The sequence below is a fragment of the Amycolatopsis sp. NPDC045836 genome, from assembly GCF_056431745.1.
The window spans coordinates 386,528-410,182 of the sequence record NZ_JBWKKF010000006.1 but is presented as its reverse complement, the minus strand read 5'-3'; the positions used below and the strand labels follow the sequence as shown (position 1 = coordinate 410,182).

The following is a 23,655-nucleotide window of genomic DNA, read 5'->3' as shown; positions in this document are numbered from 1 at the left end:
CCCTAACCGAGGCGGCGATCGCGCAACCAGACGTTGAGCCTGCCGACGGACCGGATGTGCACCGACCGCACCGACGGCGGGATGACGCCGGCCAGGCGCAGCACGCGGCAGAACCGGTCGAACCGCGCCTGCTGCCGATCGGTCCACTGCAGACCGATGCGGGACCGTAGGACGGGCGGCAGCGTGCCCCCGAGCACGAACAGCTGGAACCGGTGCTGCCCCCGCCGCAGTCGCGTCCACAGTGGAGCAGGCAGCCACCGCCACGGGTTCGGCACGGTGGCGATGGTCTCCAGCAGCGTGTCGATCGCCGGGTTCGGCGCGAAACCCTCGACCATCCCGGCGTAGTACCGCTCGAACGCGGGCCAGTCCGGTGGCAGGTCCTGCTCGCGCAGGCCGAGGATGCGCCCGACGTCGCACATCTGCGCGTAGTACTCGGCCAGTTCCGCCGCCGGGATCTCGCGGCCGAAGAACCGTTGCGCGTCAACGGGGAGCATCACCAGCGTCGCGTGCACCCAGGCGTAGGCGGCCGGGTTCAGCGCGCCGTACCGCTGCCCGGTGAAGTCGACGCCGGTGAACGGCCGGTGCAGCTCACGCAGCCGCCGGGCTTCGTACAGCGCACCACGGCGCCCGCCGTACACGCAGATCGACAGCGACCCCGCGGTGCGCATCAGCCGGGTCCACGGGTCCTCGCGGTAGTCGGAGTGGTCCCGCACCCCGGCACCCACCACCGGATGCGCGACCTGCAGCAACAGCACCTGCCCGGCGAGCAGCGAACCGCGGAAGTCGCCGAAGTACTTCCAGGCGGCGGTGCCGCGCAGCACCGGGGGCGCGTGGAAGCGCGGCGGGGACATGCCGCCAGCCTAGGCGCCCGATCCGTGGATGAGCATGGTCAGCGCACTGGACGCCGCCGGTGCCTCACCGGTGGCCAGGTGCCGCAGTTGCAGTCCGGCGATCAACGCCACCACCGGACCCGCCAGCCGCGCCGGTTCGGGTACACCGAGCGCGGTGAGGATGGTCGTGGCGAGTTCGTCGTACGCCGCGAAGCACCGTTGCGTGGCGTCCCGCAGCCCGGGGTCGCGGCCCGCCTGCAGGTACAGCTCCAGCGGCGCGATGTCGTCGGTGGTGAAGGTCATCTGCGCCAGCACCTGTTCCACCGCGGCCGCCGCCTGCTCCACCGAGATGCCGTCGGTGCGCTGGGCCTCCGCGAGTTCGGTGAGCTTGGCCGTCTCCTCCTCGGCGAAGAGCAGCATGGCCTGGCGCAGCAGTTCGGTCTGGGTCGGGAAGTGGTAGGTCAGCGAGCCGAGCGAAACCCCGGCTTCGGCGACGATCCGGCGGTTGGTCAGCCCGGCGACGCCCTGTTCGCCGATCACCTTCAACGCGGCCCGCAGGATGGCTTCGCGTGCGCTCATCCCGGCGGACGCCGATCCTGCCAGCGCTCCACCGCTTCCAGCTGCGCGGCCAGCGAGATCAGCAGCTCCTCCGACTCGCCGGGCCCGAGCAGCTGGGCGCCGAGCGGCAGTCCGGCGGCGGTCAGCCCGGCGGGCACGTTCACCCCCGGCCAGCCCAGCACGTTCCACGGCCAGGCGTACGGGCAGGCGGCGATCATCGCCTGGTCGGTGGCCCAGCCGGACAGCCCGTCGAAGCTGCCGATCCGGGGGGCCGCGGTGGCCGTGGTCGGCGTCAGCAGCACGTCGACCTTGCGGAACACCGAGCCGATCTGCAGGCGCAGCAACGGTTCGGTGGCCTTGGCCAGCCGCAGCGCCGGTCCGGCGAGCGCGGCCCCGTGCCGGGCGTTGGCCCTGGTGCGCGGATCGAGCCGCGCGCCGTCGGGCACCCGGCGGCACCAGTCGCGCACGCCGGTGAGCGAGCGCGGCAGGAAGTTGAGCCCCACCATGCCGTAGTTCGGCTCGACCTCGACGACCTCGTGGCCCAGCCCGGCCAGCGACTCCGCCAGCCGTTCGACCGCCCGGCGCACCTCGGGGTCCAGCCGGGTGCGGGTGGCGGTGAACGCGATCCGGGTGGACAGGCCGATGCGCAGCCTGCCGGGTTCCCGTTCGGCGGCGGTCCGGAACATGCGCGTGGTGCCACTGGCCGCGTCGAGCAGGGCCGCGGCGTCGGCGACCGTGCGGGCCAGCGGGCCGAGCACGGTCAGCCCGTGGAACAGCTCCGGGTCGGGGGCGGTCGGCACGCGGCCGCGGTGCGGTTTGATGCCGACCAGGTTCGTCCAGGCCGCCGGGATGCGGATCGATCCGGCGCCGTCCGAGCCGAGCGCGGCGGGGACCAATCCGGCGGCCACCGCGGCGGCCGAGCCACCGGAGGAACCACCCGGCGTGTGGTCGAGCTGCCACGGATTGCGGGTGGCGCCGAACTCCGGACCCTCGGTGAACGGCCACTGCCCCAGTTCGGGGGTGTTCGTCTTGCCGACGATCACCGCGCCGGCGTCGCGGAGGTTGCGCACCACGGCGGAATCGGCGCGGGCGGGCGGGAAGTCGCCGCAGCAGCCGAACGCGGTGGGCAGGCCGGTGAGGTCGACGTCGTCCTTGATCGCCAGCGGCACCCCGAGCAGGGGCGCGCGGTGGCCCGCGGCGAGCAGTTCGTCGGCGCGGGCGGCGTCGGCCAGCGCGTCCTCGGTGCGCAGGCGCCGGAACGCGTTGAGCTTCGGCTGGGCGGCTTCGATGCGCTCGAACGCCGACTCGGTCAGCTCGACCGAGCTGACCTCACCCGCGGCCAGGCGGGCGGCCAGCTCCAGCAAACCGGGGAAGGTGAGCGTGCCGGTCATCGCGACCTCCTCGTTCGTTCGAACGAACGATACCAGCCCTCTGGCATGCTGGCAGCCATGGAGCTCGATCGGTATCCCCGCGTCCGCCTCGGCACCTGGCCAACCCCGCTGGAGGAGGCGCCCCGGTTGAGCGAGGCGCTCGGCACCACCGTGCTGCTCAAGCGCGACGACCTGAACGGCCTCGGCGTCGGTGGCAACAAGTTGCGCAAGCTGGAGTTCTCGCTCGGGCAGGCGCTGGCCGACGGGGCCGACACGGTGATCACCTTCGGCGCGCTGCAGACCAACCACGGCAGGCAGACCGCCGCCGCGTGCGCGAAGCTCGGGCTGCGCTGCGAGCTGGTGCTGACCGCGAAGGTGCCGCGGGACGGCGAAGCGTACGAACGCTCCGGCAACATCATCCTCGACCACCTCTTCGGCGCGAACGTGCACCGCTGCGCCGACGCCGAGGAGACCGGCGCCACCCACGACCGGCTCGTCGCCGAAGCGGCGGACGAAGGCCGGAAGGTGGTGACGCTGCCGGTCGGCGGCTCGGACGCGATCGGCCTGCTGGGTTACGTGGCGGCGGCCGAGGAGATCCGGCAGCAGCTCGACGGGCGGCAGGCGCGGATCGTGGTGGCGCAGGGCAGCGGCGGCACCGCCGCGGGGCTGGCGCTGGGCTGGGCCGGGCGGCTGGACGTCGCCTGCGTCGGGCACGACGCGGCCGAATCAGGGGAAACCCTGAGCGCGCTGGTCGACGACGGCGCGAAGCACCTCGGCATCGAACCGCCGGCGCTCGACCACGTGCGCATCACCGATCGCACGCTCGGGCCGGGGTACGGCGTGCCCACCGATGCCGTGTGGGCAGCGCTGCGCTTGTTCGGCCGCACCGAAGGCGTGGTGCTCGACCCGGTCTACACGGGCAAGGCCGCGGCGGCGCTGATCGCCGAACCGCGGCCGGAAGAAGGTCCCGTGGTGTTCTGGCACACCGGCGGACTGCCCGGTGTTTTCGGTTACGGCCCGGAGGCCCTGACCGCGCTCAGCTGAGCGTTTTCGCCGAACGGGAGGCGGCCAGCGTCAAGCCGGCCAGCAGGGCGAATCCGGTGGCGAAGGTGAGCCGCTGGGCGAACCCGACCGGCAGCAGCGTGGTGAACCACTCCGTGCCGGGGAATTTCCCGGCGATGTAACTGATGCCGAACAACAACAGCCCACCGGCGTAGCCCACGCAGATGCGGGTCAGCAGAATGCGGGTGTGCTCGAGTTCGGCGCGTTCCCGCAACGACATTCCGATACCCGGAAGGCACAGGAACGCGATCAGGCTGGCGTATTGGTGCACCACGCCGGTGGCGGCGTCGCCGCCGGAATCCAGGGTGGCCGGGAAGAACGCGGCGAGGGTCAGCCCCAGTGCGGTCGCCCCGAACAGGATGTGGGTGGTCAGCCCCAGCCGCATTCCACTGGCGCGCAGGGCGCCGAGCACGGCGACCGCGCCGACCGCCAGCGAAAGCAGGGACGCTTCCAGCATTCCGCTGCCGCGCTCCGAATGCGCGTAACTGCTCAGCGTGTCCGTCACCGGATTTCTCGCGCTGACCGCGTGCAAAATGATCAGGGTGAACAGCGCCCACCCGATCGCCGCACCCGCGATGACCACCCAGCGCCTCGTTCTGGCCGCGGTGATCGCGGGTGCGGCGAGTTTTCTCGCCCCTGGATTCCCCATGCCGGAATGGTGCCGCTTTCCGGCCCCGGTGAGATCCGGGTAAGTCCCTGATATCCCCCGAAACGACTAGCGGAACTCCAGCACCACGAGCGCCTGGTCGTCGTGCCGCTTCGGGCGCGGCCAGCGAACGCCGTGCGGATCGGCCTCTTCGGCCTCCCGCACCGCCTTGAGCACGGCGTGCGCCCCGTGCTCGCGTGCCAGCGAACGCACGCGCGGCCAGTCGAACAACCGGTAGTCGTCCACCCCGGTGGCCACGCCGTCGGTGGCCATCAGCACGGTGTCCACCACCGCCAGCGGCCAGCTCGCGGTGACCGCCCGGTGCGCCGCGGCGGGATCGGCCTCGGCCACCCAGAACCCGCCGTCGGCGTTGCGCCGCGACCGGACGTCCTGCCCGGTCTGGAGCTGGCCGTTGCCGCGCAGGTCGGCGATCCGGTCGTCGGCGAGCAGTTCCCGGCCGCTGCCGGTGAACACCACCACCGGGCTGTCCGCGAGCACCAGCCCGTCGAGCCGGTCCTCGGTCCAGCGCACCACGGCCACCGTGCTGGACGGGGAAGCGCCGGGCCGCAGCCCGTTCTCCTCGGCCACCGCGGCGATCGACGCGGCGAGCACGGCCGCCAGCTCGGCTTCGGGGGCCGCACGCAGGCCGTCCGCCAGCCGGGCGGAGAGCAGTCCGGCGTACCAGCCGCCGCTGGGCAGTTCGGGGCTCGGGGCGGTGGCGCCGTCCAGCAGCACCACCGCGTTGTCCAGGACCACGACGTGGTCCTCGCTCGGGCGCGGCACCCCGTCCGCGCCAACGCCGTCCTGTTCGGCGAGTTCGATCACGGGCATGCGCCAGACGATAGATGTCAACGACGGTTGACAATTCCGGCTTGTCAACCTACATTGACACCATGACGGAAGCGACGGATCTGGCCGAGCGGGCGGGTGACCGCGACCCCCGGGTGGGGTTGCGGGCTGTCGCGGCGCTCCGCCGGTTGCTGGAACAACTCGAAGCGGTGCAGGTGCGCAGTGCGCGGGTGCACGGCTGGTCGTGGCAGGAGATCGCCGGCGAGCTGGGTGTGACCCGCCAGGCCGTGCACAAGAAGTACGGGAGGAGCTGAGATGTTCGAACGGTTCACCGCCGAGGCCAAGCACACGGTGGTCGGCGCGCAGGAGGCGGCGCGGGAAGCGGGCAGCCCGGAGATCGGCCCGGAGCACCTGCTGATCGCGCTGCGCGGCAACGCCGCCGGTCCGATCGCGGACCTGCTCGCCGAGCGGCTGCCGGACCGGGCCGCGCTGGCCGCGCAGTTCGACGAGATCCGGCGACGCGGCGGCCTCAGCGACGCCGACACCGAAGCGCTGGAGCGGCTGGGCATCGACGTGTTCAAGATCGTCGACGCGGTCGAGCGGTCACACGGCGAGTACGCGCTGGCAGGCGGGGGACCGCGCCGCCGCCGGTGGGGTGGGCACCTGCCGTTCAACCGGGCCGCGAAGTCGGCGCTGGAACGGAGCCTGCGCGAGGCGCTGGAGATCGGCGACCGGCACATCGGCACCGAGCACCTGCTGCTCGCGCTGACCGTTTCGCCGGGACTCGCCGCCGACCAGCTCGCCGCGCACGGCATCGACCACGCGGTCGTCCGCCTGGCGCTGTCCCGCCGGCGCAGCGCCTAACTCGTGCGCGGCCGCCAGACCACGTAACCGAGCATCCACTGGGTGAGCGGGCCGATCGAGATCGCGTAGAGCACGGTGCCGATCCCGACGGTGCCGCCGAGCAGGAAGCCGCCGGCCAGCACGGCCACCTCGATCAGCGTCCGCACCAGGCGCACCGACCACCCGGTGCGGGCGGCCAGCCCGGTCATCAGCCCGTCGCGCGGGCCGGGGCCGAGGCGGGCGCCGACGTAGGTGGCGGTGGCCAGCGCGTTCAGCACCACCCCGCCGACCAGCAGGACCACCTGCCAGCCCAGGGTGTGCTGATCGGGCAGCACCAGCCGCACCGCGTCCACGGTGACCGAGATGATCAGCACGTTGAGCACGGTGCCGACACCGGGCCGCTGCCGCAGCGGGATCCACAGCAGCAGCACGACCAGCGAGGCGAGCCCGGTGACCAGGCCGAACGACAGCCCGATCTGCTTCATCACGCCCTCGTGCAGCACGTCCCACGGGTCCAGCCCGAGACCGGCTCGAGTGAGCATCGCCATGCTCGCGCCGTAGAGCGCCAGCCCGCCGATCAGCTGCGGGAAGCGGCGGGCGGGGGCGACGGACGCCTTGACGGGGTGCAGTTCCAACTGGGCCACACGTCCTACTATCAGGAGAAGTGGCTGGTTCCACCATGACCAATCGGCAATAATTGGCCTGGTGAATCAGGCGATCCCACCGGGTGGACGGGTATCGGGGCAGCGACTGGCCGCCATGCTGGGCGTGTGGCGCAAACGCGGTTCCCGGCAGGGCGCGGCGGATCTGGCTGCCGCCATCGAACTGCAGGTGTTCGACGGCCAGCTCCCGCTCGGCACCCGGCTGCCCGCGGAACGCGAACTGGCCGAAGCGCTCGGGGCCAGCCGGACCATGGTCGGCGCCGCGCTGGACCGGCTGCGGGAGGACGGGCTGGTGGCCAGCCGCCGCGGTTCCGGGTCGTGGATCACCTCGCCGCGCAAGCCGCGGCTGGACCCGGAACCGCTGGGACGCGGCCTGATCGACTTCGCCCGTGCCGCCCCGCCCGCGGTGGCCGGGCTGATGCCCGCGGTGGACGCCGCCCGGCACCTGCTGGCCGCGGAACTGCCCGAACACGGCTATCTCGACCAGGGCGTGCCGCTGCTGCGGGAGCGCCTGGCGGCCCGGTTCACCGCCCGCGGCCTGCCGACCAGCCCCGGCGAGGTGATGGTCACCAACGGTGCCCACCACGCCTTCGTGCTGGCCCTGCGCATGCTCGCCGGTCCGGGTGACCGGGTGCTGGTCGAGCAGCCCACCTATCCGAACGCGCTGGAGGCGATCCGCGGGGTGCACGCCACGCCGGTGCCGGTCGCGCTCGGTGACGACGGCTGGGACCTCGACGGCATCGAGGCGGTGCTGCGGCAGGCGGCACCCCGGCTGGCGTACCTGGTGGTCGACTTCCACAACCCGACCGGCCACCGGCTCGACGCGGCCGGGCGCGAGCGGCTCGGCTCGCTGCTCAGCCGGGCACGCACCCCGGCGGTGGTCGACGAAACGCTGGTCGAACTGGACCTCGAAGGCGATCCGCTGGACGGCCCGCCGCCGCTGGGCCGGTTCGCGCCGGACTGGACGATCACCATCGGCTCGGCGGCCAAATCGCACTGGGGCGGCCTGCGGATCGGCTGGCTGCGGGCACCGGAGGAACTGCTCGGGCGGCTGCGGTCGGCGCGGTACGCGGTGGACCTCGGGTCGCCGGTGCTGGAACAGCTGGTCTTCGCGGAACTCCTGGCCGATCCGCGGTCCCGGCTGGACGAGCGCCGGGCGGAGCTGCGCGACCGGCGGGACGCACTGGTCGGCGCCCTGCGGTGGTACTGCCCGGACTGGGAGTTCCGCGTGCCGTCCGGTGGCTTGTCCGTCTGGTGCAGGCTGCCCGAGCCGATGAGCACCCGGCTCGCGGTGACCGCGGCCAACCACGGCCTGCAGATCGCGCCCGGCTCGCGGTTCGGCGTGCACGGCGGGCTGGAACGCCGGTTGCGCCTGCCCTTCGCGCTGCCCGCCGAGCAGATCCACGACGCGGTGCGGCGGCTGAGCACCGCGGCCGCCGCCGTCCGCGGTGGTGGCCGGTCCGGGCTGGACGTGCCGGTGGCCTGAAAACACAACGCGGCCGGTGCGCTGGATCTGCTCCGTCGCTTCCAGGGAGGTGAAACGGCGATGGAATCCAGCGCACCGGCCGCACGGCCGCGGCGGCTTCCCGGCACAGCCCCTCGACGTGCCGGGAAGCGCGCGGCCTAGCCGGCGCGCACCCGGTGGTCGCCGCTGCTCGGCGCGGTGAGCAGCGGCACCGGGTACGTGCCGGGTGTGGGCCCCGGCGCCACAGGGGCAGTGCGACGCCGGGGCCGGGTCCCGAACCGGCCGGGCGCGGTCGGCCGAACGGGAAGACTTGGGTGCATGAGAAAAACCCCACCGATTGGCGGTATGGAACGGACTCCGAACGGCGCAACGCGGGAGAAGTTGATCTTGAACTGAGCGCAGTTCTCCCCGCGGGACCGGTCCGGGTCAGTCGGGTGAGGTGGTCGGCAGGGCGGCGTCCCTGCCCGCACCGTCGGCCGCGTGGTCGCGGCTGGTGCCGATCAGCCGGAGCTGGGTGGTGCTGTCCGAGGAGGTCAGCACGCCGAGGTGGCCCCGGCCACCGTTGTTGTCCTGACCCGGGTGGGCGGACGCGGAGTGCCCCGCGGGCGGTGCGCACGGGGTGGACGGCGGCGCACTGCCGCCGGGCGCGCTGCCACCACCGGTGCCGGCGCGCACGTTGGAATCCTGGTCGTCGGAAGCGGTCACCGCCGGTGGGGGCGCGGATCTGGGCTTGGCGACGGCGGTGACCGTGGTCACCTCGTGGACCGCCGGAGCGGCCCGGACGGGCTCGGCCACCTCGACCGTGGTTTCGCCGGTCTCACCGGCAGCAGCCTTCTGCAGCGCCGCCAGCACCTCGGGCGCGGCCACCGTGCCGGTGGTGCCGCGCGAGTCCGCGGTGACGGGCGCGGGCCAGGCGTCGACGCCGTTGTCCAGTTCGGGCAGGGTCACCACGGCGTCGGGACCGGGGCAGTGGTCGATCGGCCGGATGATCGGCGCGAGGATCGGCTTGAGCACCGCGTCGCCCACCGAGCCGACCGTGGTGGTGACGGTGGTGGTGACCGCGTCGAGCACCCCGCCCACGGTGTCGACCAGCCCGCCGAGCAGGCCACCGGACGGCTTCGGCGCGGCGGGGACCTCCGCTTCGGCGGCCATGGTGGTCACGGCGGCCATGGGGGCCATGGTGGTCATGGGGGCCATCACCTCGCTCGCCGAGGTGACCGGTGGCGCGGTGTACTTGGTCTTCTTCGCCGGCTGGGCCGGCGGAACCGGCTCGGGCTCGGGCTGTGGTCCGGCCACCGGTTCGGGGGCGGCCGGTTCGGCGGCGTGGGCCTCGGTGCTCGCCGGGCTGGCCGGGCTCGCCGTGGTGACCGCGGCCGTGGTGGTGGTCTGGCCGGTGCCGCTGGTGGTGGTGCTGCTGTCGTCGGCCTGGGCGACCGAACCGAAGGCGAGGGTGAGCGCGGCGCCCGCGACGGTGAGCCCGGCGGTGACCAGCGCGCGGCGCGTGAGCGCGGCGAAGGCGGAGCGGTGCTCCGGGTTCGTCGTGCTCTGCACCGCCATCACCACCGTCCTGGCCCGGGTACCCGGAAGATCGTCGGTTCGCTGGGGACGGGGGAAGCGATCGCTGCGACGGACCCCCGGGTTCGCCTTATTTCTAGCATTCGTGTGCAGTGTTTCATCCCGATCGCAGGCGATCCACCCCGGAAGGCGGAACGAAGCCACCGGCACTGGTGGCTCTCCGTGGACCGTCGATCACACACCGTTGATCACCTGATCGTACCGAGTGTAACTACCCGATCCGGTTCCCGGCCCGCATTTCCCGGATCCGGCCCGCCGAGCGTGTCGTCTGATCCGCCGGACGTCATCGGCCCGCGGAAGGGGGAGCACGGTGTCCGGATTGGACTTCGGCGGCGTGGTGCCGCGGGCGCGCACCGGCGAACGCGGTGCGCTGGACCTGCTGGCCCGCGCCTGCTTGCGGCTGGCGCTGCGGGTCGCGCGGGCCCACCGGCTCGGCGACGCCGACGCCTGGGACGTCGGCCAGGACACCTGGCTCGCGCTGGCCGCCCGCCTCGGCACCGTCCGCGAACCGGCGCGGCTGCCCGGCTGGCTGGTCACCACCGCCCGCCGCCACGCGCTGCGCCTGCTCGCCTGCCGCCGTCGCGAAGTGCTCTGCGTGCTGCCGGACCGCCCCGACGCCGCGCCGACCCCGGAAGCCCAGGTGCTCGACGTCGAGCGGCGGCGCGCCTTCTGGGGCCTGGTGCGGCGGCTGCCGGACCGGCACCGGCTGCTGCTGTGCCTGCTCGCCGACCGCCCCGAGCTGACGCACGCCCAGCTCGCGGCCGCACTGGGCATCGCGACCGGCAGCGTCGGCCCGCTGCGGCGGCGGTGCTTCGACCGGATGCGCCGGTTGTGCGTCGCTGAAGGGTTACACCGATAACTTGTGCAGGCGTTCGATCGCCTCGTCGAGCACCTCGTCCCGTTTGCAGAACGCGAACCGCAGCACGTGCTGCCACTCGTCCGGGTGATCGGTGAACACCTTGACCGGCACGGCCGCCACGCCCACCCGTTCCGGCAGCTGCCAGGCCAGTTCGGCGGCGTCGGTGAAGCCGAGCGGCCGGACGTCGGCGCAGATGAAGTAGGTGCCCGCGCTGGGCCGCACGGCGAACCCGGCCTCGGCCAGCCCGGCGGCGAGCCGGTCCCGCTTGCCAGCCAGCGACGTGCGCAGCTGTTCCACCCAGTCCAGCTCGTGCTCCAGCGCGTAGGCCACGGCGGGCTGCAGCGGACCGCCGGAGACGAAGGTGATGAACTGCTTGGCCGCCTTCACCGCGCCCACCAGTTCCGGCGTCGAGCAGACCCAGCCGATCTTCCAGCCGGTGCAGTTGAACGTCTTCCCGGCGCTGGAGATGGCGACCGTGCGCTCGCGCATCCCGGGGAAACCGGCCAGCGGCAGGTGCTCGGCGTCGTCGAAGACCAGGTGCTCGTAGACCTCGTCGGTGATGGCGAGCAGGTCGTGCCGCACGCAGAGGTCGGCGAGGGCGGCCAGTTCGGCGCGGGTGAACACGGTGCCGGTCGGGTTGTGCGGGGAGTTGACCAGCACCGCGCGGGTCTTCGGGGTGATCGCGGCGCGCACGGCCTCGGGGTCCAGCGCGAACCGGCCGTCCCGCTCGACCAGTGAGACCACCCGGCGGGTGGCCCCGGCGAGCGCGACGGCGGCGGCGTAGGAGTCGTAGTACGGCTCGATCACGATCACCTCGTCGCCGGGCTCGGTGAGCGCCAGCAGGCTGGCCGCGATCGCCTCGGTGGCGCCGGCCGTGACGAGGATCTCGCGGTCGGGGTCGTACTCGAGGCCGTAGCGGGCGCGGTGGGCGCTGATCGCGCGGCGCAGCTCCGGCCGCCCGGGGCCCGGCGGGTACTGGTTGGCGCCGCCGAACAGGGCGTCCTTGGCCGCGTCGAGCATCGCGGCCGGGCCGTCGGTGTCCGGGAAGCCCTGGCCGAGGTTGACCGCGCCGGTGGACACCGCCAGCGCGGTCATCTCGGCGAAGATGGTCGAAGTGAACGGCTGCAGGCGTGGGACGAGAGCTGGTTCGCGCACGAGGGTGAATCTTCACGGAGAATGGCGGTGTGGAGCAACTGACGACACCCGCTGATCCCCCGGGTGGGCTGGCAGGCGAGGCGGCCAAGCGCGCCGGGTTGCGGAAGATGAAACTGGTCGCGCTGTCCTTCCTGGGTGGCGCGTTCGTGCTCTTCCTGCTGTCGAGCTGGGCGCAGTCGGCGGGCTGGCCGGGGTGGGTCGGGTACGTCCGGGCGGCCGCCGAGGCGGGCATGGTCGGCGCGCTGGCCGACTGGTTCGCCGTCACCGCGCTGTTCCGGCACCCGCTGGGGATCAAGATCCCGCACACGGCGATCATCCCGAACAAGAAGGACGTGCTGGGCAAGAGCCTCGGTGAGTTCGTCGGCAGCAACTTCCTGTCCGAGGCGGTGGTCCGGGACAAGCTGCGCCGGGTCGGCATCGCCTCGCGGTTCGGGGGCTGGCTTTCGCAGCCGGAGAACGCCGAGCGGGTCACCTCGGAGCTGGCCACGGTGCTGCGCGGGGCGGTGACCGTGCTGCGGGACGACGACGTGCAGGCGGTGGTCGAGCAGGCCGTGGCGAAGCGCCTGCTGGACCGGCCGTGGGGACCGCCGCTGGGCAGGCTGCTGGCCTCGGTGTTCGCCGACGGGGCGCACCACAAGCTGGTCGACCTGCTGTGCGACCGCGGGTACGAGTGGGTGCGGGACAACCACACGTCGATGCTGCGGGTGGTCTCGGACCGGGCGCCGAGCTGGTCGCCGAAGTTCGTCGACGAGATGCTGGCGGACAAGGTCTACGGCGAGGTGCTGTCGTTCGCCTGGGCCATCAAGACCGACGTGAACCACCCGATGCGGTTGTCGCTGGACAAGTTCCTCGCGGAGTTCGCGCAGGACCTGCAGACCGATCCGAAGACGATGGAGCGCGCGGAGCAGGTCAAGCAGCAGGTGATCGAGCACCAGGAGGTGCAGAAGCTGATCGGCTCGGCGTGGGCGACGGCGAAGGGCATGCTGCTGACCGCCGCCGAGGACCCGTCGAGCGAACTGCGCAAACGCGTGCGCGACGGCCTCCTGAGCCTGGGCGAGAAGCTGGTCACCGACGACGCCCTGCGGGCCAAGGTCGACGGCTGGATCGAGGGTGCGGCGGCCCACGTGGTGCTGAACTACTCGACCGAGATCACCACGATCATCACCGACACCGTGGAGCGGTGGGACGCGGAGGAGACGTCGCGGAAGATCGAGCTGCAGGTGGGACGGGACCTGCAGTTCATCCGGATCAACGGCACGGTGGTGGGGGCGCTGGCCGGGCTGCTGATCTACACGCTGGCGCAGGTGCTGTTCTAGGTTCGCGGGGGCTTCCGGGGGAGCGCGGCGCCCACCGGCGGTCCGCGAGGTCGCCCGAACGCGGTCCGGCGCCTGAACGGGGCAGCCCGCGGAGTTTCGACTCGCAAGTCAGCTGGGTGAGCTGAGGCTGCTGCGCGAACCGGGGTCACTGAGGCGTGCGGTTCGAGTGGTGGGAGCGGGGCGGCTGCGGTGAGCTGGGTGCCGGCACCGAACCAGGCTGGGTGAGGACGGTGTTTCCGCCGGCCTCACCCGAGTGGTCGTTGAGAGCCGTCTGGGGGGCGTTTCTCACCCGGAGTTATCCACAGAAAGCCGAGTTATCCCCCGGGTTGTCCACAGGGGTGGACAATGTGGTACGGCCTCACGGCCGGGGGGTGCTGCGCCGGCGCCAGGCCCGCGCCTTCTCCCGGTTTCCACAGGCGCTCATCGAGCACCACGAACGCGAACGGTTCCGCGAGCGGTCGTAGAACGCCCACCGGCAGTTGCCCGCGGGGCAGATCTTGATCCGCTCGAACTCCCCGAGCAGCGAGAGCCGGGCCGTGGCGGCCAGCACCGAGCCGATCGCCGTGTCCGCCACCAGCGCCGCCCCCGCCGGGGTCACTTCCACGCGCACGGGCGCGTCGAACGCACCGCCCGCGGCCTCCGGGTCCCCGGCCACCGAGCGCAGGGACGAACGGGCGGCCCGCGCCTCCCCCACCGGGCCCGGCCGCAGGTCCCGCGCCGCCGCCCAGGCCCGCCACGCGTCCGCGGTTTCCAGCGCGTCGGCGCCCGAATCGACGTCGAGGGTGTTGAGGAAGTCGAGCACCAGCGTGACGTCGGCTTCCGTGGTGGTGCGCACACACCCAGTGTAGGTTGTGACCTCCGGCACTAACCGCCATAATGGCAACGCTGGTTACTCCAACGGGAAGGAACGCCATGACCACCGCGGTACCCGCCTTCGGCTCGGTCGTGCTCGACTGCGCCGACGCGCCCGAACTGGCCACCTTCTACGCCAGGCTGCTCGACTGGCCGGACGCCGACGGCGACGAGCGGTGGATGAGCCTGCCCAACCCGGTCGGCGGCCCCAAGATCGAGTTCCAGCGGGTGGCCGACTTCCGCGCCCCCGAGTGGCCGTCCGCCAAGAAGCCGCAGCAGTTCCACCTCGACCTGACCGTGACCGACCTGGAAGCCGCGCACGAGCGCGCGCTGCGCCTCGGTGCCCGCCTGCTCGACGACAGCAACGACGCCTTCCGCGTCTACGCCGACCCGGCCGGCCACCCGTTCTGCCTCTGCGCGTGTTGAGGCTCACCCATGCGGGGGCGGTTATGCGTAGGCTGTGACACGTGATTTGTCCGAAGTGCCAGAACCAGATGAGGACGCTCGACAAGAACGGCGTCCACCTCGAACAGTGCGACGGCTGCCGCGGCATCTTCCTCGACCGCGGTGAACTCGAGCAGATCGTCGCGGCCGAGGGCTCCTACTACAGCGGCCACGGCGCCCCGCCGCCGTACGGGGGAGGCCACGCACCGCGCTACGGCGACTCGCCGAAGCCGTTCCGGGGCGGGCACGGGGATTCGCCGAAGCCGTTCCGCGGTGGACACGGTGACTCGCCGCGGCCGTACGGCGGTCACGGTTACTCGGACTCGCCCCGCGGTTACCGCGGCGGGCACGGTTACGGCGACTCGCCGCGTGCCTACGGCGGGCACGGCCACAAGCGCCGGAAGAGCTTCCTCGAGAACCTCTTCGACTGAGTGCTCGACCTGAAGATCTGCCCGGGGTGCGGTGACCGGGACGACCACCCGGTCACCACCACCCGGCAGCTGGAGTGCGCCCGCTGCGGCCACCGCTGGACCTTCCGCCGGTTGCCGTTGTTCGCGCTCACCGGGCCCAGCGGCGCCGGCAAGTCCACCGTCGGACCGCGGCTGGCCGCGCGGCTGGGCAGCCGGGTGGTCGCGCTGGAGCAGGACGTGCTCTGGACCGGGGTGCTGCGCGAGAGCTCGCCGGACGGCTACGGCACCGGCGCCTTCCGCTCCACCTGGCTGCGGATGGCCGCGATGATCCACCAGAGCGGGCGCCCGGTGGTGCTCTGCGGCACGGTCGCGCCCCCGGAGTTCGAGCCGCTGCCCGAACGCGCCTACTTCGACGGCATCCACTACCTGGCGTTCGTCGCCGAACCGGAGGCGCTGGCCAAGCGCCTGCGCGCCCGGCCGGCCTGGCGGGAGTGGGACGAGCCGCGGATCGCGGAGATGCTGGAGTTCAACGACTGGCTCCGCGGCTCGGCGGCCACCCTGGACCCGCCGGTGGAGTTGTTCGACACCACCGGCGCCACCATCGACGAGGCCGTGGACCACGCCTGCGCCTGGGTCGAGGCGCGGCTACCCGGCTAGCGGCCACCGGTGCGGGCTGTCCGGGTCGTCCAGCCAGAACTCCTGGTGGTCGCCGTCGACGGTCACGCCGAACCGCGCGCGACCCGGTTTGCCGAGCTTGCGCCAGCGGACGCGGGCCTGCTCGGCGAGGTCCCACAGGTTCCGCGGTCCGCCCTGCGCCACCACGTACCGCCCGTGCTGCTCGGTGTGCCGCACCCACGAGCCGTCCGGGTGCAGCAGGTAGACCACGCCCGCGTCGCCCGGGTACGCCGGGAGGACGCCCGCCAGTTCCAGACCGGCGAAGAACTCCAGCGGGCTCGACGGGCTGAGCACCGCGGACACCGGCAGCGAGGTCCGGTGCCGCTTGCGCGGTTCGGCGTCGCGCACCTCCGCCAGCAGGGTGTCGGGGTCGGTGAGCCGGTGGGCCCGCAGCGGCATGAACCGGCCGTCCTGCGGCAGCACCCGCCCGTGCGCCCTCGTGCCCTCCTCGGCGACCAGGCGCACCAGACCGGCGCCGATCGGCCGGTTCAGCGTGGTGAGCACCAGTCCGCCCGGCCGGGTCTGCGCCACCCAGGCCGGCGGGATGCCGGAGACCGCGCAGGTGCACAGCACGCGGTCGTACGGGGCACCGCCGGGCAGGCCGAGCGCGCCGTCGCCGGTGACGCACTCCGGCTGGTACCCGGCTGCGGCGAGGGCGGCGGTGGCCGTGCGCACCAGTGCTCCGTCGATGTCCACAGTGGACACGTTCGCGTCGCCGAGGCGGTGGCACAGCAGGGCGGTGTTGTACCCGGTGCCGGTGCCGATCTCGAGCACCCGCGTGCCGTCGGTGGTGCGCAGCTCCTCGAGCATGATCGCCATGATCGTGGGCATGCTGGAGGAGCAGGTCGGCGTGCCGGGCACCGCGCCGCCCGCCCGCGCCCGGTCCCAGGCGGACTCGTCGCCGTCGAGCTGGGTGACCAGCACCTGGTCGGTGTAGACGTGGTCGAGCCAGTCGTCGTCCCCGCGGGCCACCGCGCGCCAGCCACCGCCGGTCGGCACGAAGAACCGGCTGAGGAAGGTCTCCCGGGGCACCGAGCCGAACGCGGCGAGCCAGGCGGGCTCGTGCAGCGCACCCGACCGCCGCATCCGGGAGGTCAGCGCGGCACGCCGGTTCAGGGCCATCGACCCAGGTTAACGCGGTGAGGCAGAGCTCACCCGATGGTTGCAAGCAGAGTGCTTGCAATAGCTAGCACCGCGGCGTAGCGTCGGTGGTGTCGAGAGGAGGGGTTCGGGCGGATGACCGACCAGGGCGAGCACAGCAAGCCGATGGAGAAGGTCGCGGACATCGCTTCCGACATCGGCGAGTACATCCGCCAGCAGCGCAACAGCGCGAAGATCTCGCTGCGCCAGCTGTCGAAGCTCGCCGGGGTGTCCAACCCGTACCTCAGCCAGATCGAGCGCGGCGTGCGCAAGCCGAGCGCGGAGATCCTGCAGCAGATCGCGAAGGGCCTGCGCATCTCCGCCGAGGCGCTCTACGTGCAGGCCGGAATCCTCGACCTGCCGAAGGGCGGCCCGGTCGGCGACGCCATCCGCGCCGACACCGAGCTGACCGAGCGGCAGAAGCAGGTCCTGCTCGACGTGTACGAGTCGTTCCGCCGAGAGAACCGCGTGGCGGAGGCGACCGCCAAGCCACCAGCCGAGGAGTGAGCATGAGCACCCCCACCACCAACCGCACCGAAGAAGCCCGCAAGAACCTCAACACCGCGCTGGAGCAGGTGCGCACCCCGCTGCTCGCCGCGCTGGGCGCGGGCAACCTGGCCGCCGAAGCCGTGGCCGACGCGGTGAACAAGGCCAAGGCCCGGGTGAGCGAGAGCAGCGAGACCGCCCGCAAGAACCTCGAGGAGCTGCCCCACGACGTGGAGAGCCTCCGCGAGAAGCTGGACCCGGCCGAGCTGCGCAAGGTGATCGACGAGTACACCGAGGCCGCGCTGAAGCTGTACCACAAGCTGGCCGAGTCCGGTGAGCAGGCGTGGGACCGCTTCGCCGCCCAGCCGCAGGTCAAGAAGGCCATCGACCAGCTGGAGGAGGCCGTGCACACGGCGTCCGAGCGCGTCGAGGGCGTCAGCGTCGAGACCCGTGAGCGCGTCGAGGACGTGCTGGGCAAGGTGACCCGCAAGACCCGTTCCGTGGGTGAGAAGACCGCCCGCCGGGTGGAGCGGGTCGCCGACGAAGCCGCCGAGACCGTCGAGGAGTTGGGCGACGACGTGGCGCACGAGGTCCGCAGCGCGAGCCGCAAGGCCGCCAATCGCACCTCGCCGAAGCCGGCCGCCACCCCGCGCGGGACCACCGCCACCGGCAGCGGCACCGCCAAGAAGAGCAGCAACTCCGCGACCCCGAAGACCGACAAGTAGGGTCACCGGTCCCCATCGGGCCCCGGCACCCGCGAGGTGCCGGGGCCTGAGCCGTTCGCCCGGTTTGCCGTACCCTGGCAGCGTGCCGTTAATCGCAGCCTGGATCGTCGACATCATCCACTGGGCCGGGGTGGTGGCGGGCGCGTTCGCCTTCCTGCACTCGCTGACCCAGCGGGCCGACGCCTACACCGCGGCCGACCGCAAGACCAAGCCGATCTGGATGGCCATCACCGGCGGCAGCACGGCGGCCATGGCGTTGTTCGGCTTCTACGGCCCCGGCATGATCTTCTGGCTGGCCGGGCTGGTCGCCTCCCTGGTCTACATAGTGGACGTCCGGCCGAAGCTGATCGAGGTCCAGCGCGGCGGCCACAACTGGTGAACAGTCTGGCCGGCCCCTCGCCCACCGCCGCCCTCAACGGACGCGCTTCGCGCGGCTAGTCTGGCCGGCCCCTCGCCCGCCGCCGCCCTCAACGGACGCGCTTCGCGCGGCTAGTCTGGCGGGGTGACCCAGACCTGGACGATCGCCGGTTCCCTGTCCGTCGAACCGGCTGCGCAGCGCACCGAACTGCTCGCCGAGCCCGTGGCCGAGGCACTGGCTGCGATCGACGGGCAGGTGGGCGTCGCCGCCATCGATCCCGAGCTCGCCGACACCGCCGCCTTCTGCGAGGCGTACGGCTCCCCGCTCGCCGCCTCCGCCAACTGCGTGGTGGTCTCCGGCAAGCGCGCCGGCGAGGTCCGCTACGCCGCCGCGATGGTGCTCGCCACCACCCGCGCGGATGTGAACAACGTCATCAAGCGCCGCCTCGACGTGCGCAAGGCCAGTTTCGCGCCGATGGCCGAGGCGGTGGAGCTGACCGGCATGGAGTACGGCGGCATCACCCCGGTCGGCCTGCCGGGGGGCTGGCCGATCCTGGTCGACCGGGCCGTGGCCGAGGCACCCGAGCTGGTGATCGGCAGCGGCATCCGCGGCAGCAAGCTGCTCGTGTCCGGGGCGCTGCTCGCCGCCCTGCCCGGTGCGGAGGTCATCGAGGGCCTGGGCAGGTGACCCCGGTCTGGCTGCGCTACCTCAACGCCGCCGACATCGATTCGCTCGGCGTGACCGGCGCGGACATCGTCGGCGCGGTCGAGGACGTGCTGCACGACCACGGCAACGACCGCGTGGTCTTCGAGCCGCGCACGCACCTGGTGCCCGACAACGGTGGCAAGGGTCACTTCAACGTGCTGCGCGGGCACCTGTCGGCGCAGCGGGTCAGCGGAGTCAAGGTGGTCGGCGACTTCGTCGGCAACTTCGAGCGCGGGCTGCCCAGCGAAATGGCGTTGATCCTGCTGCTCGACCCGGACACCGGGATGCCGAGGGCGATCGTCGACGGCACCATGATCACCGACGCGCGCACCGGTGCGATGACCGCGGTCGGCGCGAAGCACCTGGCGCGCCGGGACGCCGGGGTGCTCGGGCACATCGGTGCGCGGGGCACCGCCTGGTGGAACGTGGTGCTGCTGGACTCGCTGTTCGACTTCGCCGAGATCCGGGTGACCAGCAAGCGGCCGGAATCGCGCGAGGCGTTCGGGGAGCGGTTGAGCAAGCACCTCGGCAAGCCGGTGCGGGTGCTCGACAACGCGGCGGACACCCTGGACGGCGCGGACATCATGGTCGAGGCGTCCCGGCTGGTCGAACCGGAACCGCTGGTGCGCAAGGAGGTCCTGCGCCCGGGCAGCTTCCTGGTGCCGTACGGCACGATCAGCGCGCTGGAACTGGACCTGCTCGACGCGGTGGACAAGGTCGTGGTGGACAACTGGCGTGAATCGCGTTCGGGGAACCCCCGGTTCGGGGCGTTGCGGCCGCAGCTCGACGCCGGGCTGCTGACCGAGGACCGGGTGCACGCCGAGATCGGCGAGGTGGTGGCCGGCAAGCGACCCGGCCGGGAGCACGACGGCGAGCGCATCCTGTTCTGGCACCGTGGACTGTCCACAACGGACCTTTCCGTGGCGAACATGATCCTGGAGCGCGCCGAGGCCGCCGACGTCGGCACCATGCTGCCGTACCGATGATCACCGCTCCGGAGGACCTCGACGCCGCGGCGATCATCGCGGTGGCCGAAGGGAAACGGGTCGATCTGGCGCCCGAGCTGCTGGCGTCGGTGGCGGCGAACCGCGCACGGGTGCTCGACGCGCTGACCACCGCCGCCCGCCCGGTCTACGGGGTGAACACCGGCATGGGGCGCATGGTCGACGTGGTGCTCTCCGCCGAGGCGCAGGCCGGGCACCAGCGGCGGCTGCTGATCGGCCGGGCCGTCGGCGGACCGCCGTGGCTGCCGGAACGCGACGTCCGCGCGTTGTTCGCGGTGCGGCTGCGTGGCCTGCTGCTGCCGTCCACCGGAGCGAGCGCCGAGGCCGTGTCGTTCCTGGTGGACCGCCTCGGCGACGGGTTCGTCCCGGCCGTGCCGCGGGACGGGATCGGTTGTGCGGGCGAGATCATCCCGTTGAGCCACGCCTTCCAGACCTTTCTCGGCATCGGCCGAATGCTCGACGGGCGGTCGGCGGCGGACGCGCTCGCGGATCGGGGTGCCGAGCCGTACGCACCCGGTCCGAAGGAGGGGCTGACCTTCATCCAGGGCGCACCGCTCGCCACCGCGCACGCGATCCTCCGTGGGGCCGAGGCGAGCCGGGTGCTCGACCTGGTCGAGGCGGCGGAGTTCCCGGTGCGGCCGGGCGTCGTGCAGCCGCCGGTCTCCGTGCGGGTGGGGGCGCGGGCGGTCGCCCATGCCCGGCGGGTGCTGGCCGAGTTGGCGGAGGAGGTCGAACGCACCTTCGCCGTCACCGATTCGCCCGCCCACGTCGGCGGCGAGTTCGTCTCCACGGACGCCTTCCACGCCGTGGACCTGGGCCTGCGGATGGACGCGGTGAGCGCGGCGCTCGCGCACGTCGGGGAGATCGGCGTGCAGCGGCTGCACCGGCTGCTCGACGAGCGCTTCAGCGGGCTGAACCCGCAGCTGGCCGTGGACCCCGGACCGCAGGCCGGGCTGACGCCGCTGCACAAGCGGGCCGTCGGTGAACTGCACGCGCTGCGACGGCTCACCACCCCCGCCACGCTCGGCTCCATCGACACGTCCGGCGGTCAGGAGGACGTGCAAGCGTTTGCGTGTGCGGCCGGGGAGCAACTGCGGGAGGCCGTCGAGCGCCTGCTGACGATCACCGCCTGTGCGCACATCGGCCTGTCGCAGGCGGCTTTCCTGCGTGGTGGACCGAGCCCGCTGATCGAACCGCTGACCGAGGACCGGCCGCTGGGGCCGGAGGTCGAACGGCTGGTCAGGCGGTGGTCGCCTTGGCGCGACCCGGCAGTTCGGTCCGGCTGACCCGCAGCCCGCGCGGCACCGAGAACCGGGTGATCAGCGAGAACGCGGCTTCGCAGGCCAGCGCGAGCACGATCACCGCGATCCCGCCGCCGAGGATTTCGCCGTAACCGCCGGCGCCCTGCGCGAAGCCGTCGACGATGTAGCGCCCGAGGCCGCCGCCGTCGTTCACGATCGCGCCGATCGCCACGGTGGCCACCAGCTGCAGGAACGCCACGCGCGCCCCGGCCAGCACCACCGGCAGGGCCAGTGGCAGTTCGATGCGCAGCATGAGCTGGCCCTCGGTGTACCCGGTGCCGCGAGCGGCGTCCACCGGCGCCTGGTCGAGGCTGCTCACCCCGGCGTAGGTGTTGGTGAACAGCGGTGGCAGCGCGAGCGCGACCAGCGCGACCAGCAGGGGCCAGAAGGTGGTGTCCACCTCCCAGCGGCTGGCCAGGAACCAGCACAGGATGATCAACCCGAAGCTCGGCACCGCGCGGCCGATGTTGACCGCGCTGGAGGCGAGGAACGCGGCCCGGCGGTAGTGCGCCAGCCACAGCGCCAGCGGAATGGTCAGCACCGCGGCGATCACCAGCGACAACACGGAGAAGGTCAGGTGCTCGACCGTGCGGTACGGGATGCCCGCCGGATCGGTGAAGCTCCAGCGGCCAGGTTGGCCGAACCAGGCGGCGAGCTGGTCGAACACGGTCATCGGCCGGCCTTCCGCGTCCAGGGCGCGAGTGCGCGTTCGCTCAGCCACAGCAGCAGGTCGACCAGCACGGCGAGCAGGATGGACAGGCCGATGCCGACGATGATCGCGGTCGGGTTCGGCGTGGTGGTCTGGATGCCCTGGCGGATGAAGAAACCGAGGCCGCCCATGCCCAGCATGGAGGTCACGGTGACCAGGCCGATGGTGGTCACCGCGGCCACCCGCAGCCCGGCGATCACCACCGGCAGCGCCAGCGGCAGCTCCACCCGGAACAGCAGGTCCGCCCTGGTGAAGCCCATGCCGACGGCGGCTTCGCGGACCTCGGCCGGCACCTGCCGCACACCGGTGACGATGTTGCGGACCAGGATGAGCAGCGTGTAGGTGGCCAGCGGGATGACCGCGGTGGTGAACGACAGCCCGGTGAACGGCACCAGCAGCGCGAAGGCGCCGAGGCTGGGGATCACGTACAGCGCTCCGGCCGCGCTCAGCGCCACCGGGTAGAACCAGCGCCAGCGCAGGGAGAGCACGGCCAGTCCGACGGAGAGCACCAGGCCGGCGCCGAGCGCGGTGGCGGTCAGGGAGAGGTGCTCGGTGAAGCGGGTGACGATGTTGTCCGCGTTGCGCTCGACCCAGCGCCATTCGAAGATCGGCCGGTCGCTCTGAGCTGCGAAGGGTGTTCGCACCGCGTGAGCCTACCCCGAACGGGTGCGTGTTCTCGGCTGCTGGAAGCCGATCCCGGGATGTGGATGGGTGTCGTGGCAGCCGGTTAGCGTGGCCTCCTCCGGATGAAAAGGACTTCCCATGCGCAGGACACTCCGACTGGCTGCCGTGCTGGCTGCCGCCACCCTCGGCCTGGCCGCCTGCGGCGGCGGTGGCGGTGATGGAGCCGCGCCCGCCGCCGAGAGCAAGGGCGGCGCGCCGATCGTGCTCGCGTCGTTCAACTTCACCGACAGCGTGATCCTCGCCGAGCTGTACGGCGCGGCGTTGGAGGCGAAGGGCTATCCGGTGGAGCGCAAGCTGAACATCGGCTCGCGGGAGCTGATCTACCCGTCGCTGCAGAAGGGCGAGCTGCAGTTCATCCCCGAGTACCAGGGCGCGGCGATCGTCAACGGCTTCAACGAAACCGCGCCGAAGGACGCCGCCTCCGAGCACGCCAAGCTCGCCGAGCTGTTCGCGCCGTCGAACATCGGGCTGCTGGACTACGCGCCCGCCGAGAACAAGAACACCTACCTGGTCAAGGCCGAGCTGGCGCAGCAGCACGGGCTGAGCAAGATCAGTGATCTCAAGCACGTGCCGAACGTGGTGATGGCCGGTGGGCCGGAGTGCGAGAAGCGGTCGACCTGCTTCGCCGGGTTCCGCGACACCTACGGCATCGACGCCACCTTCCAGGCGGTGCAGGAGGCCGGGCCGCGGGTGGAGCAGCTGCGCTCGGGCGCGGTCACGGTGATCCCGGTGGACTCGGTGAACCCGCTGGTCGGCGATCCGGCGTTCAAGGCGCTGGAGGACGACCTGGCGATCGTGCCGACGGAGAACGTGGTGCCCGCGGTGGCGAAGAAGGTGCTCGACGAACGCGGCCCCGACTTCGCCGCGGTGGTCAACGCGGTCAGCGCGAAGCTGACCACCGAGGAACTGCGGAACCTGAACAAACTGGTCGACTCCGACGGTGAGCTCCCGGCCGATGTCGCGAAAGAGTGGCTGGCCGACCAGGGGCTGGTTTAAGGGGCAGAATGGGCCTCGGACCCGTGACCTCGCCGC

At 72.4% G+C, this 23,655-nt stretch carries 28 protein-coding genes; 16 read left to right on the top strand and 12 right to left on the bottom strand.

Annotation, left to right across the window (positions count from 1 at the left end; all coding sequences use genetic code 11):
- Positions 1-2: 2 nt before the first annotated feature.
- From AC07EG_RS14100 to AC07EG_RS14090, 3 genes are read right to left on the bottom strand one after another with little or no spacing between them, the layout of a single operon-like run.
- Entirely contained in the window at positions 3-851 is an 849-nt protein-coding gene (locus AC07EG_RS14100) for an oxygenase MpaB family protein (RefSeq protein WP_478253474.1), read from the bottom strand.
- A gap of 9 nt (positions 852-860) precedes the next feature.
- Entirely contained in the window at positions 861-1,409 is a 549-nt protein-coding gene (locus AC07EG_RS14095; protein WP_478253473.1) for a TetR/AcrR family transcriptional regulator, read from the bottom strand.
- Positions 1,406-2,779, bottom strand: coding sequence for an amidase (locus tag AC07EG_RS14090; protein WP_478253472.1), 1,374 nt, complete (start codon positions 2,777-2,779; stop codon positions 1,406-1,408). Before AC07EG_RS14090 ends, AC07EG_RS14095 begins: the two co-directional genes overlap by 4 nt.
- Before the next feature lie 57 nt (positions 2,780-2,836).
- Between AC07EG_RS14090 and AC07EG_RS14085 the strand changes: the two genes are divergently transcribed.
- Entirely contained in the window at positions 2,837-3,802 is a 966-nt protein-coding gene (locus AC07EG_RS14085; RefSeq protein WP_478253471.1) for a D-cysteine desulfhydrase family protein, read from the top strand.
- On the opposite strand, the gene AC07EG_RS14080 is transcribed toward AC07EG_RS14085, so the two are convergent.
- The gene (locus AC07EG_RS14080; protein ID WP_478253470.1) at positions 3,795-4,469 is read right to left on the bottom strand and encodes a DUF998 domain-containing protein; all 675 of its coding nucleotides are present in this window, start codon (positions 4,467-4,469) and stop codon (positions 3,795-3,797) included. The genes AC07EG_RS14085 and AC07EG_RS14080 overlap by 8 nt on opposite strands.
- Positions 4,470-4,535: 66 nt before the next feature.
- Positions 4,536-5,297: a hypothetical protein gene (locus AC07EG_RS14075; RefSeq protein ID WP_478253469.1), complete on the bottom strand. Its 762-nt coding sequence runs from the start codon at positions 5,295-5,297 to the stop codon at positions 4,536-4,538.
- A gap of 62 nt (positions 5,298-5,359) precedes the next feature.
- Here AC07EG_RS14075 and AC07EG_RS14070 point away from each other — a divergent pair, with 62 nt between their 5' ends.
- Both AC07EG_RS14070 and AC07EG_RS14065 read left to right on the top strand, forming a co-directional pair.
- Positions 5,360-5,569, top strand: coding sequence for an RNA polymerase sigma factor sigma-70 region 4 domain-containing protein (locus AC07EG_RS14070; RefSeq protein ID WP_113695664.1), 210 nt, complete (start codon positions 5,360-5,362; stop codon positions 5,567-5,569).
- A 1-nt stretch (position 5,570) separates the two neighbouring features.
- Positions 5,571-6,119, top strand: coding sequence for a Clp protease N-terminal domain-containing protein (locus tag AC07EG_RS14065; protein WP_478253468.1), 549 nt, complete (start codon positions 5,571-5,573; stop codon positions 6,117-6,119).
- Here AC07EG_RS14065 and yczE read toward each other — a convergent pair.
- A complete protein-coding gene (yczE, locus tag AC07EG_RS14060) occupies positions 6,116-6,742 on the bottom strand; it encodes a membrane protein YczE (RefSeq protein WP_478253467.1) in 627 nt (208 codons plus the stop codon). The two genes, AC07EG_RS14065 and yczE, sit on opposite strands and share 4 nt — an antisense overlap.
- 61 nt (positions 6,743-6,803) lie before the next feature.
- Between yczE and yczR the strand changes: the two genes are divergently transcribed.
- A complete protein-coding gene (gene yczR / locus AC07EG_RS14055; RefSeq protein ID WP_478253466.1) occupies positions 6,804-8,246 on the top strand; it encodes a MocR-like transcription factor YczR in 1,443 nt (480 codons plus the stop codon).
- Between the two features lie 405 nt (positions 8,247-8,651).
- On the opposite strand, the gene AC07EG_RS14050 is transcribed toward yczR, so the two are convergent.
- On the bottom strand, positions 8,652-9,782 hold the full coding sequence (locus AC07EG_RS14050) for a hypothetical protein (RefSeq protein WP_478253465.1): 1,131 nt from the start codon (positions 9,780-9,782) through the stop codon (positions 8,652-8,654).
- Positions 9,783-10,110: 328 nt separating this feature from the next.
- Here AC07EG_RS14050 and AC07EG_RS14045 point away from each other — a divergent pair, with 328 nt between their 5' ends.
- Positions 10,111-10,659, top strand: coding sequence for an RNA polymerase sigma factor (locus tag AC07EG_RS14045; protein ID WP_478253464.1), 549 nt, complete (start codon positions 10,111-10,113; stop codon positions 10,657-10,659).
- Here AC07EG_RS14045 and AC07EG_RS14040 read toward each other — a convergent pair.
- On the bottom strand, positions 10,648-11,814 hold the full coding sequence (locus tag AC07EG_RS14040) for a pyridoxal phosphate-dependent aminotransferase (RefSeq protein ID WP_478253463.1): 1,167 nt from the start codon (positions 11,812-11,814) through the stop codon (positions 10,648-10,650). The genes AC07EG_RS14045 and AC07EG_RS14040 overlap by 12 nt on opposite strands.
- Before the next feature lie 29 nt (positions 11,815-11,843).
- Between AC07EG_RS14040 and AC07EG_RS14035 the strand changes: the two genes are divergently transcribed.
- Complete coding sequence (locus tag AC07EG_RS14035; RefSeq protein ID WP_478253462.1) at positions 11,844-13,130, top strand: DUF445 domain-containing protein; 1,287 nt, start codon at positions 11,844-11,846, stop codon at positions 13,128-13,130.
- A 358-nt stretch (positions 13,131-13,488) separates the two neighbouring features.
- On the opposite strand, the gene AC07EG_RS14030 is transcribed toward AC07EG_RS14035, so the two are convergent.
- Positions 13,489-13,965, bottom strand: a complete 477-nt coding sequence (locus AC07EG_RS14030) for a CGNR zinc finger domain-containing protein (RefSeq protein WP_478253461.1) — start codon at positions 13,963-13,965, stop codon at positions 13,489-13,491.
- A 77-nt stretch (positions 13,966-14,042) separates the two neighbouring features.
- On the opposite strand from AC07EG_RS14030, the gene AC07EG_RS14025 reads away from it, so the two are divergent.
- The 3 genes from AC07EG_RS14025 to AC07EG_RS14015 are packed head-to-tail and all read left to right on the top strand — an operon-like array spanning position 14,043 to position 15,493.
- Positions 14,043-14,408 carry a VOC family protein gene (locus tag AC07EG_RS14025; RefSeq protein ID WP_478253460.1) on the top strand — a complete coding sequence of 122 codons (366 nt, stop codon included), beginning with the start codon at positions 14,043-14,045 and terminating at the stop codon, positions 14,406-14,408.
- 41 nt (positions 14,409-14,449) lie between these two features.
- Entirely contained in the window at positions 14,450-14,857 is a 408-nt protein-coding gene (locus AC07EG_RS14020) for a TFIIB-type zinc ribbon-containing protein (RefSeq protein WP_478253459.1), read from the top strand.
- Entirely contained in the window at positions 14,858-15,493 is a 636-nt protein-coding gene (locus AC07EG_RS14015) for an AAA family ATPase (protein ID WP_478253458.1), read from the top strand.
- Here the strand turns inward: AC07EG_RS14015 and tgmC are convergent.
- The gene (tgmC, locus tag AC07EG_RS14010) at positions 15,482-16,633 is read right to left on the bottom strand and encodes an ATP-grasp peptide maturase system methyltransferase (RefSeq protein ID WP_478253457.1); all 1,152 of its coding nucleotides are present in this window, start codon (positions 16,631-16,633) and stop codon (positions 15,482-15,484) included. The two genes, AC07EG_RS14015 and tgmC, sit on opposite strands and share 12 nt — an antisense overlap.
- 144 nt (positions 16,634-16,777) lie before the next feature.
- Here tgmC and AC07EG_RS14005 point away from each other — a divergent pair, with 144 nt between their 5' ends.
- From AC07EG_RS14005 to AC07EG_RS13980, 6 genes are all read left to right on the top strand, one after another.
- Positions 16,778-17,158 (top strand): helix-turn-helix domain-containing protein, encoded by a 381-nt coding sequence (locus AC07EG_RS14005; protein WP_478253523.1) that lies wholly within the window; start codon positions 16,778-16,780, stop codon positions 17,156-17,158.
- 2 nt (positions 17,159-17,160) lie between these two features.
- Entirely contained in the window at positions 17,161-17,862 is a 702-nt protein-coding gene (locus AC07EG_RS14000; protein ID WP_478253456.1) for a hypothetical protein, read from the top strand.
- 82 nt (positions 17,863-17,944) lie between these two features.
- On the top strand, positions 17,945-18,241 hold the full coding sequence (locus tag AC07EG_RS13995; RefSeq protein ID WP_478253455.1) for a DUF2516 family protein: 297 nt from the start codon (positions 17,945-17,947) through the stop codon (positions 18,239-18,241).
- Between the two features lie 123 nt (positions 18,242-18,364).
- Complete coding sequence (locus AC07EG_RS13990) at positions 18,365-18,907, top strand: YbaK/EbsC family protein (protein WP_478253454.1); 543 nt, start codon at positions 18,365-18,367, stop codon at positions 18,905-18,907.
- Positions 18,904-19,911 (top strand): ornithine cyclodeaminase family protein, encoded by a 1,008-nt coding sequence (locus AC07EG_RS13985; protein WP_478253453.1) that lies wholly within the window; start codon positions 18,904-18,906, stop codon positions 19,909-19,911. The genes AC07EG_RS13990 and AC07EG_RS13985 overlap by 4 nt, the downstream gene beginning before the upstream one ends.
- Positions 19,908-21,215 carry an aromatic amino acid lyase gene (locus AC07EG_RS13980; RefSeq protein WP_478253452.1) on the top strand — a complete coding sequence of 436 codons (1,308 nt, stop codon included), beginning with the start codon at positions 19,908-19,910 and terminating at the stop codon, positions 21,213-21,215. The genes AC07EG_RS13985 and AC07EG_RS13980 overlap by 4 nt, the downstream gene beginning before the upstream one ends.
- Here AC07EG_RS13980 and AC07EG_RS13975 read toward each other — a convergent pair.
- Positions 21,169-21,903 (bottom strand): ABC transporter permease, encoded by a 735-nt coding sequence (locus tag AC07EG_RS13975; protein ID WP_478253451.1) that lies wholly within the window; start codon positions 21,901-21,903, stop codon positions 21,169-21,171. The genes AC07EG_RS13980 and AC07EG_RS13975 overlap by 47 nt on opposite strands.
- Positions 21,900-22,583, bottom strand: coding sequence for an ABC transporter permease (locus AC07EG_RS13970; protein WP_478253450.1), 684 nt, complete (start codon positions 22,581-22,583; stop codon positions 21,900-21,902). The genes AC07EG_RS13975 and AC07EG_RS13970 overlap by 4 nt, the downstream gene beginning before the upstream one ends.
- A 118-nt stretch (positions 22,584-22,701) precedes the next feature.
- Between AC07EG_RS13970 and AC07EG_RS13965 the strand changes: the two genes are divergently transcribed.
- A complete protein-coding gene (locus AC07EG_RS13965) occupies positions 22,702-23,619 on the top strand; it encodes an ABC transporter substrate-binding protein (RefSeq protein ID WP_478253449.1) in 918 nt (305 codons plus the stop codon).
- The last annotated feature ends 36 nt before the right edge of the window (positions 23,620-23,655 follow it).

Excerpts from the sequence above, each read along its gene's own strand:
- AC07EG_RS14100 (WP_478253474.1), bottom strand. The coding sequence starts at position 851 with ATGTCCCCGCCGCGCTTCCACGCGCCCCCGGTGCTGCGCGGCACCGCC.
- AC07EG_RS14095 (WP_478253473.1), bottom strand. The coding sequence starts at position 1,409 with ATGAGCGCACGCGAAGCCATCCTGCGGGCCGCGTTGAAGGTGATCGGC.
- AC07EG_RS14090 (WP_478253472.1), bottom strand. The coding sequence starts at position 2,779 with ATGACCGGCACGCTCACCTTCCCCGGTTTGCTGGAGCTGGCCGCCCGC.
- AC07EG_RS14085 (WP_478253471.1), top strand. The coding sequence starts at position 2,837 with ATGGAGCTCGATCGGTATCCCCGCGTCCGCCTCGGCACCTGGCCAACC.
- AC07EG_RS14080 (WP_478253470.1), bottom strand. The coding sequence starts at position 4,469 with ATGGGGAATCCAGGGGCGAGAAAACTCGCCGCACCCGCGATCACCGCG.
- AC07EG_RS14075 (WP_478253469.1), bottom strand. The coding sequence starts at position 5,297 with ATGCCCGTGATCGAACTCGCCGAACAGGACGGCGTTGGCGCGGACGGG.
- AC07EG_RS14070 (WP_113695664.1), top strand. The coding sequence starts at position 5,360 with ATGACGGAAGCGACGGATCTGGCCGAGCGGGCGGGTGACCGCGACCCC.
- AC07EG_RS14065 (WP_478253468.1), top strand. The coding sequence starts at position 5,571 with ATGTTCGAACGGTTCACCGCCGAGGCCAAGCACACGGTGGTCGGCGCG.
- AC07EG_RS14050 (WP_478253465.1), bottom strand. The coding sequence starts at position 9,782 with ATGGCGGTGCAGAGCACGACGAACCCGGAGCACCGCTCCGCCTTCGCC.
- AC07EG_RS14025 (WP_478253460.1), top strand. The coding sequence starts at position 14,043 with ATGACCACCGCGGTACCCGCCTTCGGCTCGGTCGTGCTCGACTGCGCC.
- tgmC (WP_478253457.1), bottom strand. The coding sequence starts at position 16,633 with ATGGCCCTGAACCGGCGTGCCGCGCTGACCTCCCGGATGCGGCGGTCG.
- AC07EG_RS14005 (WP_478253523.1), top strand. The coding sequence starts at position 16,778 with ATGGAGAAGGTCGCGGACATCGCTTCCGACATCGGCGAGTACATCCGC.
- AC07EG_RS14000 (WP_478253456.1), top strand. The coding sequence starts at position 17,161 with ATGAGCACCCCCACCACCAACCGCACCGAAGAAGCCCGCAAGAACCTC.
- AC07EG_RS13980 (WP_478253452.1), top strand. The coding sequence starts at position 19,908 with ATGATCACCGCTCCGGAGGACCTCGACGCCGCGGCGATCATCGCGGTG.
- AC07EG_RS13975 (WP_478253451.1), bottom strand. The coding sequence starts at position 21,903 with ATGACCGTGTTCGACCAGCTCGCCGCCTGGTTCGGCCAACCTGGCCGC.
- AC07EG_RS13965 (WP_478253449.1), top strand. The coding sequence starts at position 22,702 with ATGCGCAGGACACTCCGACTGGCTGCCGTGCTGGCTGCCGCCACCCTC.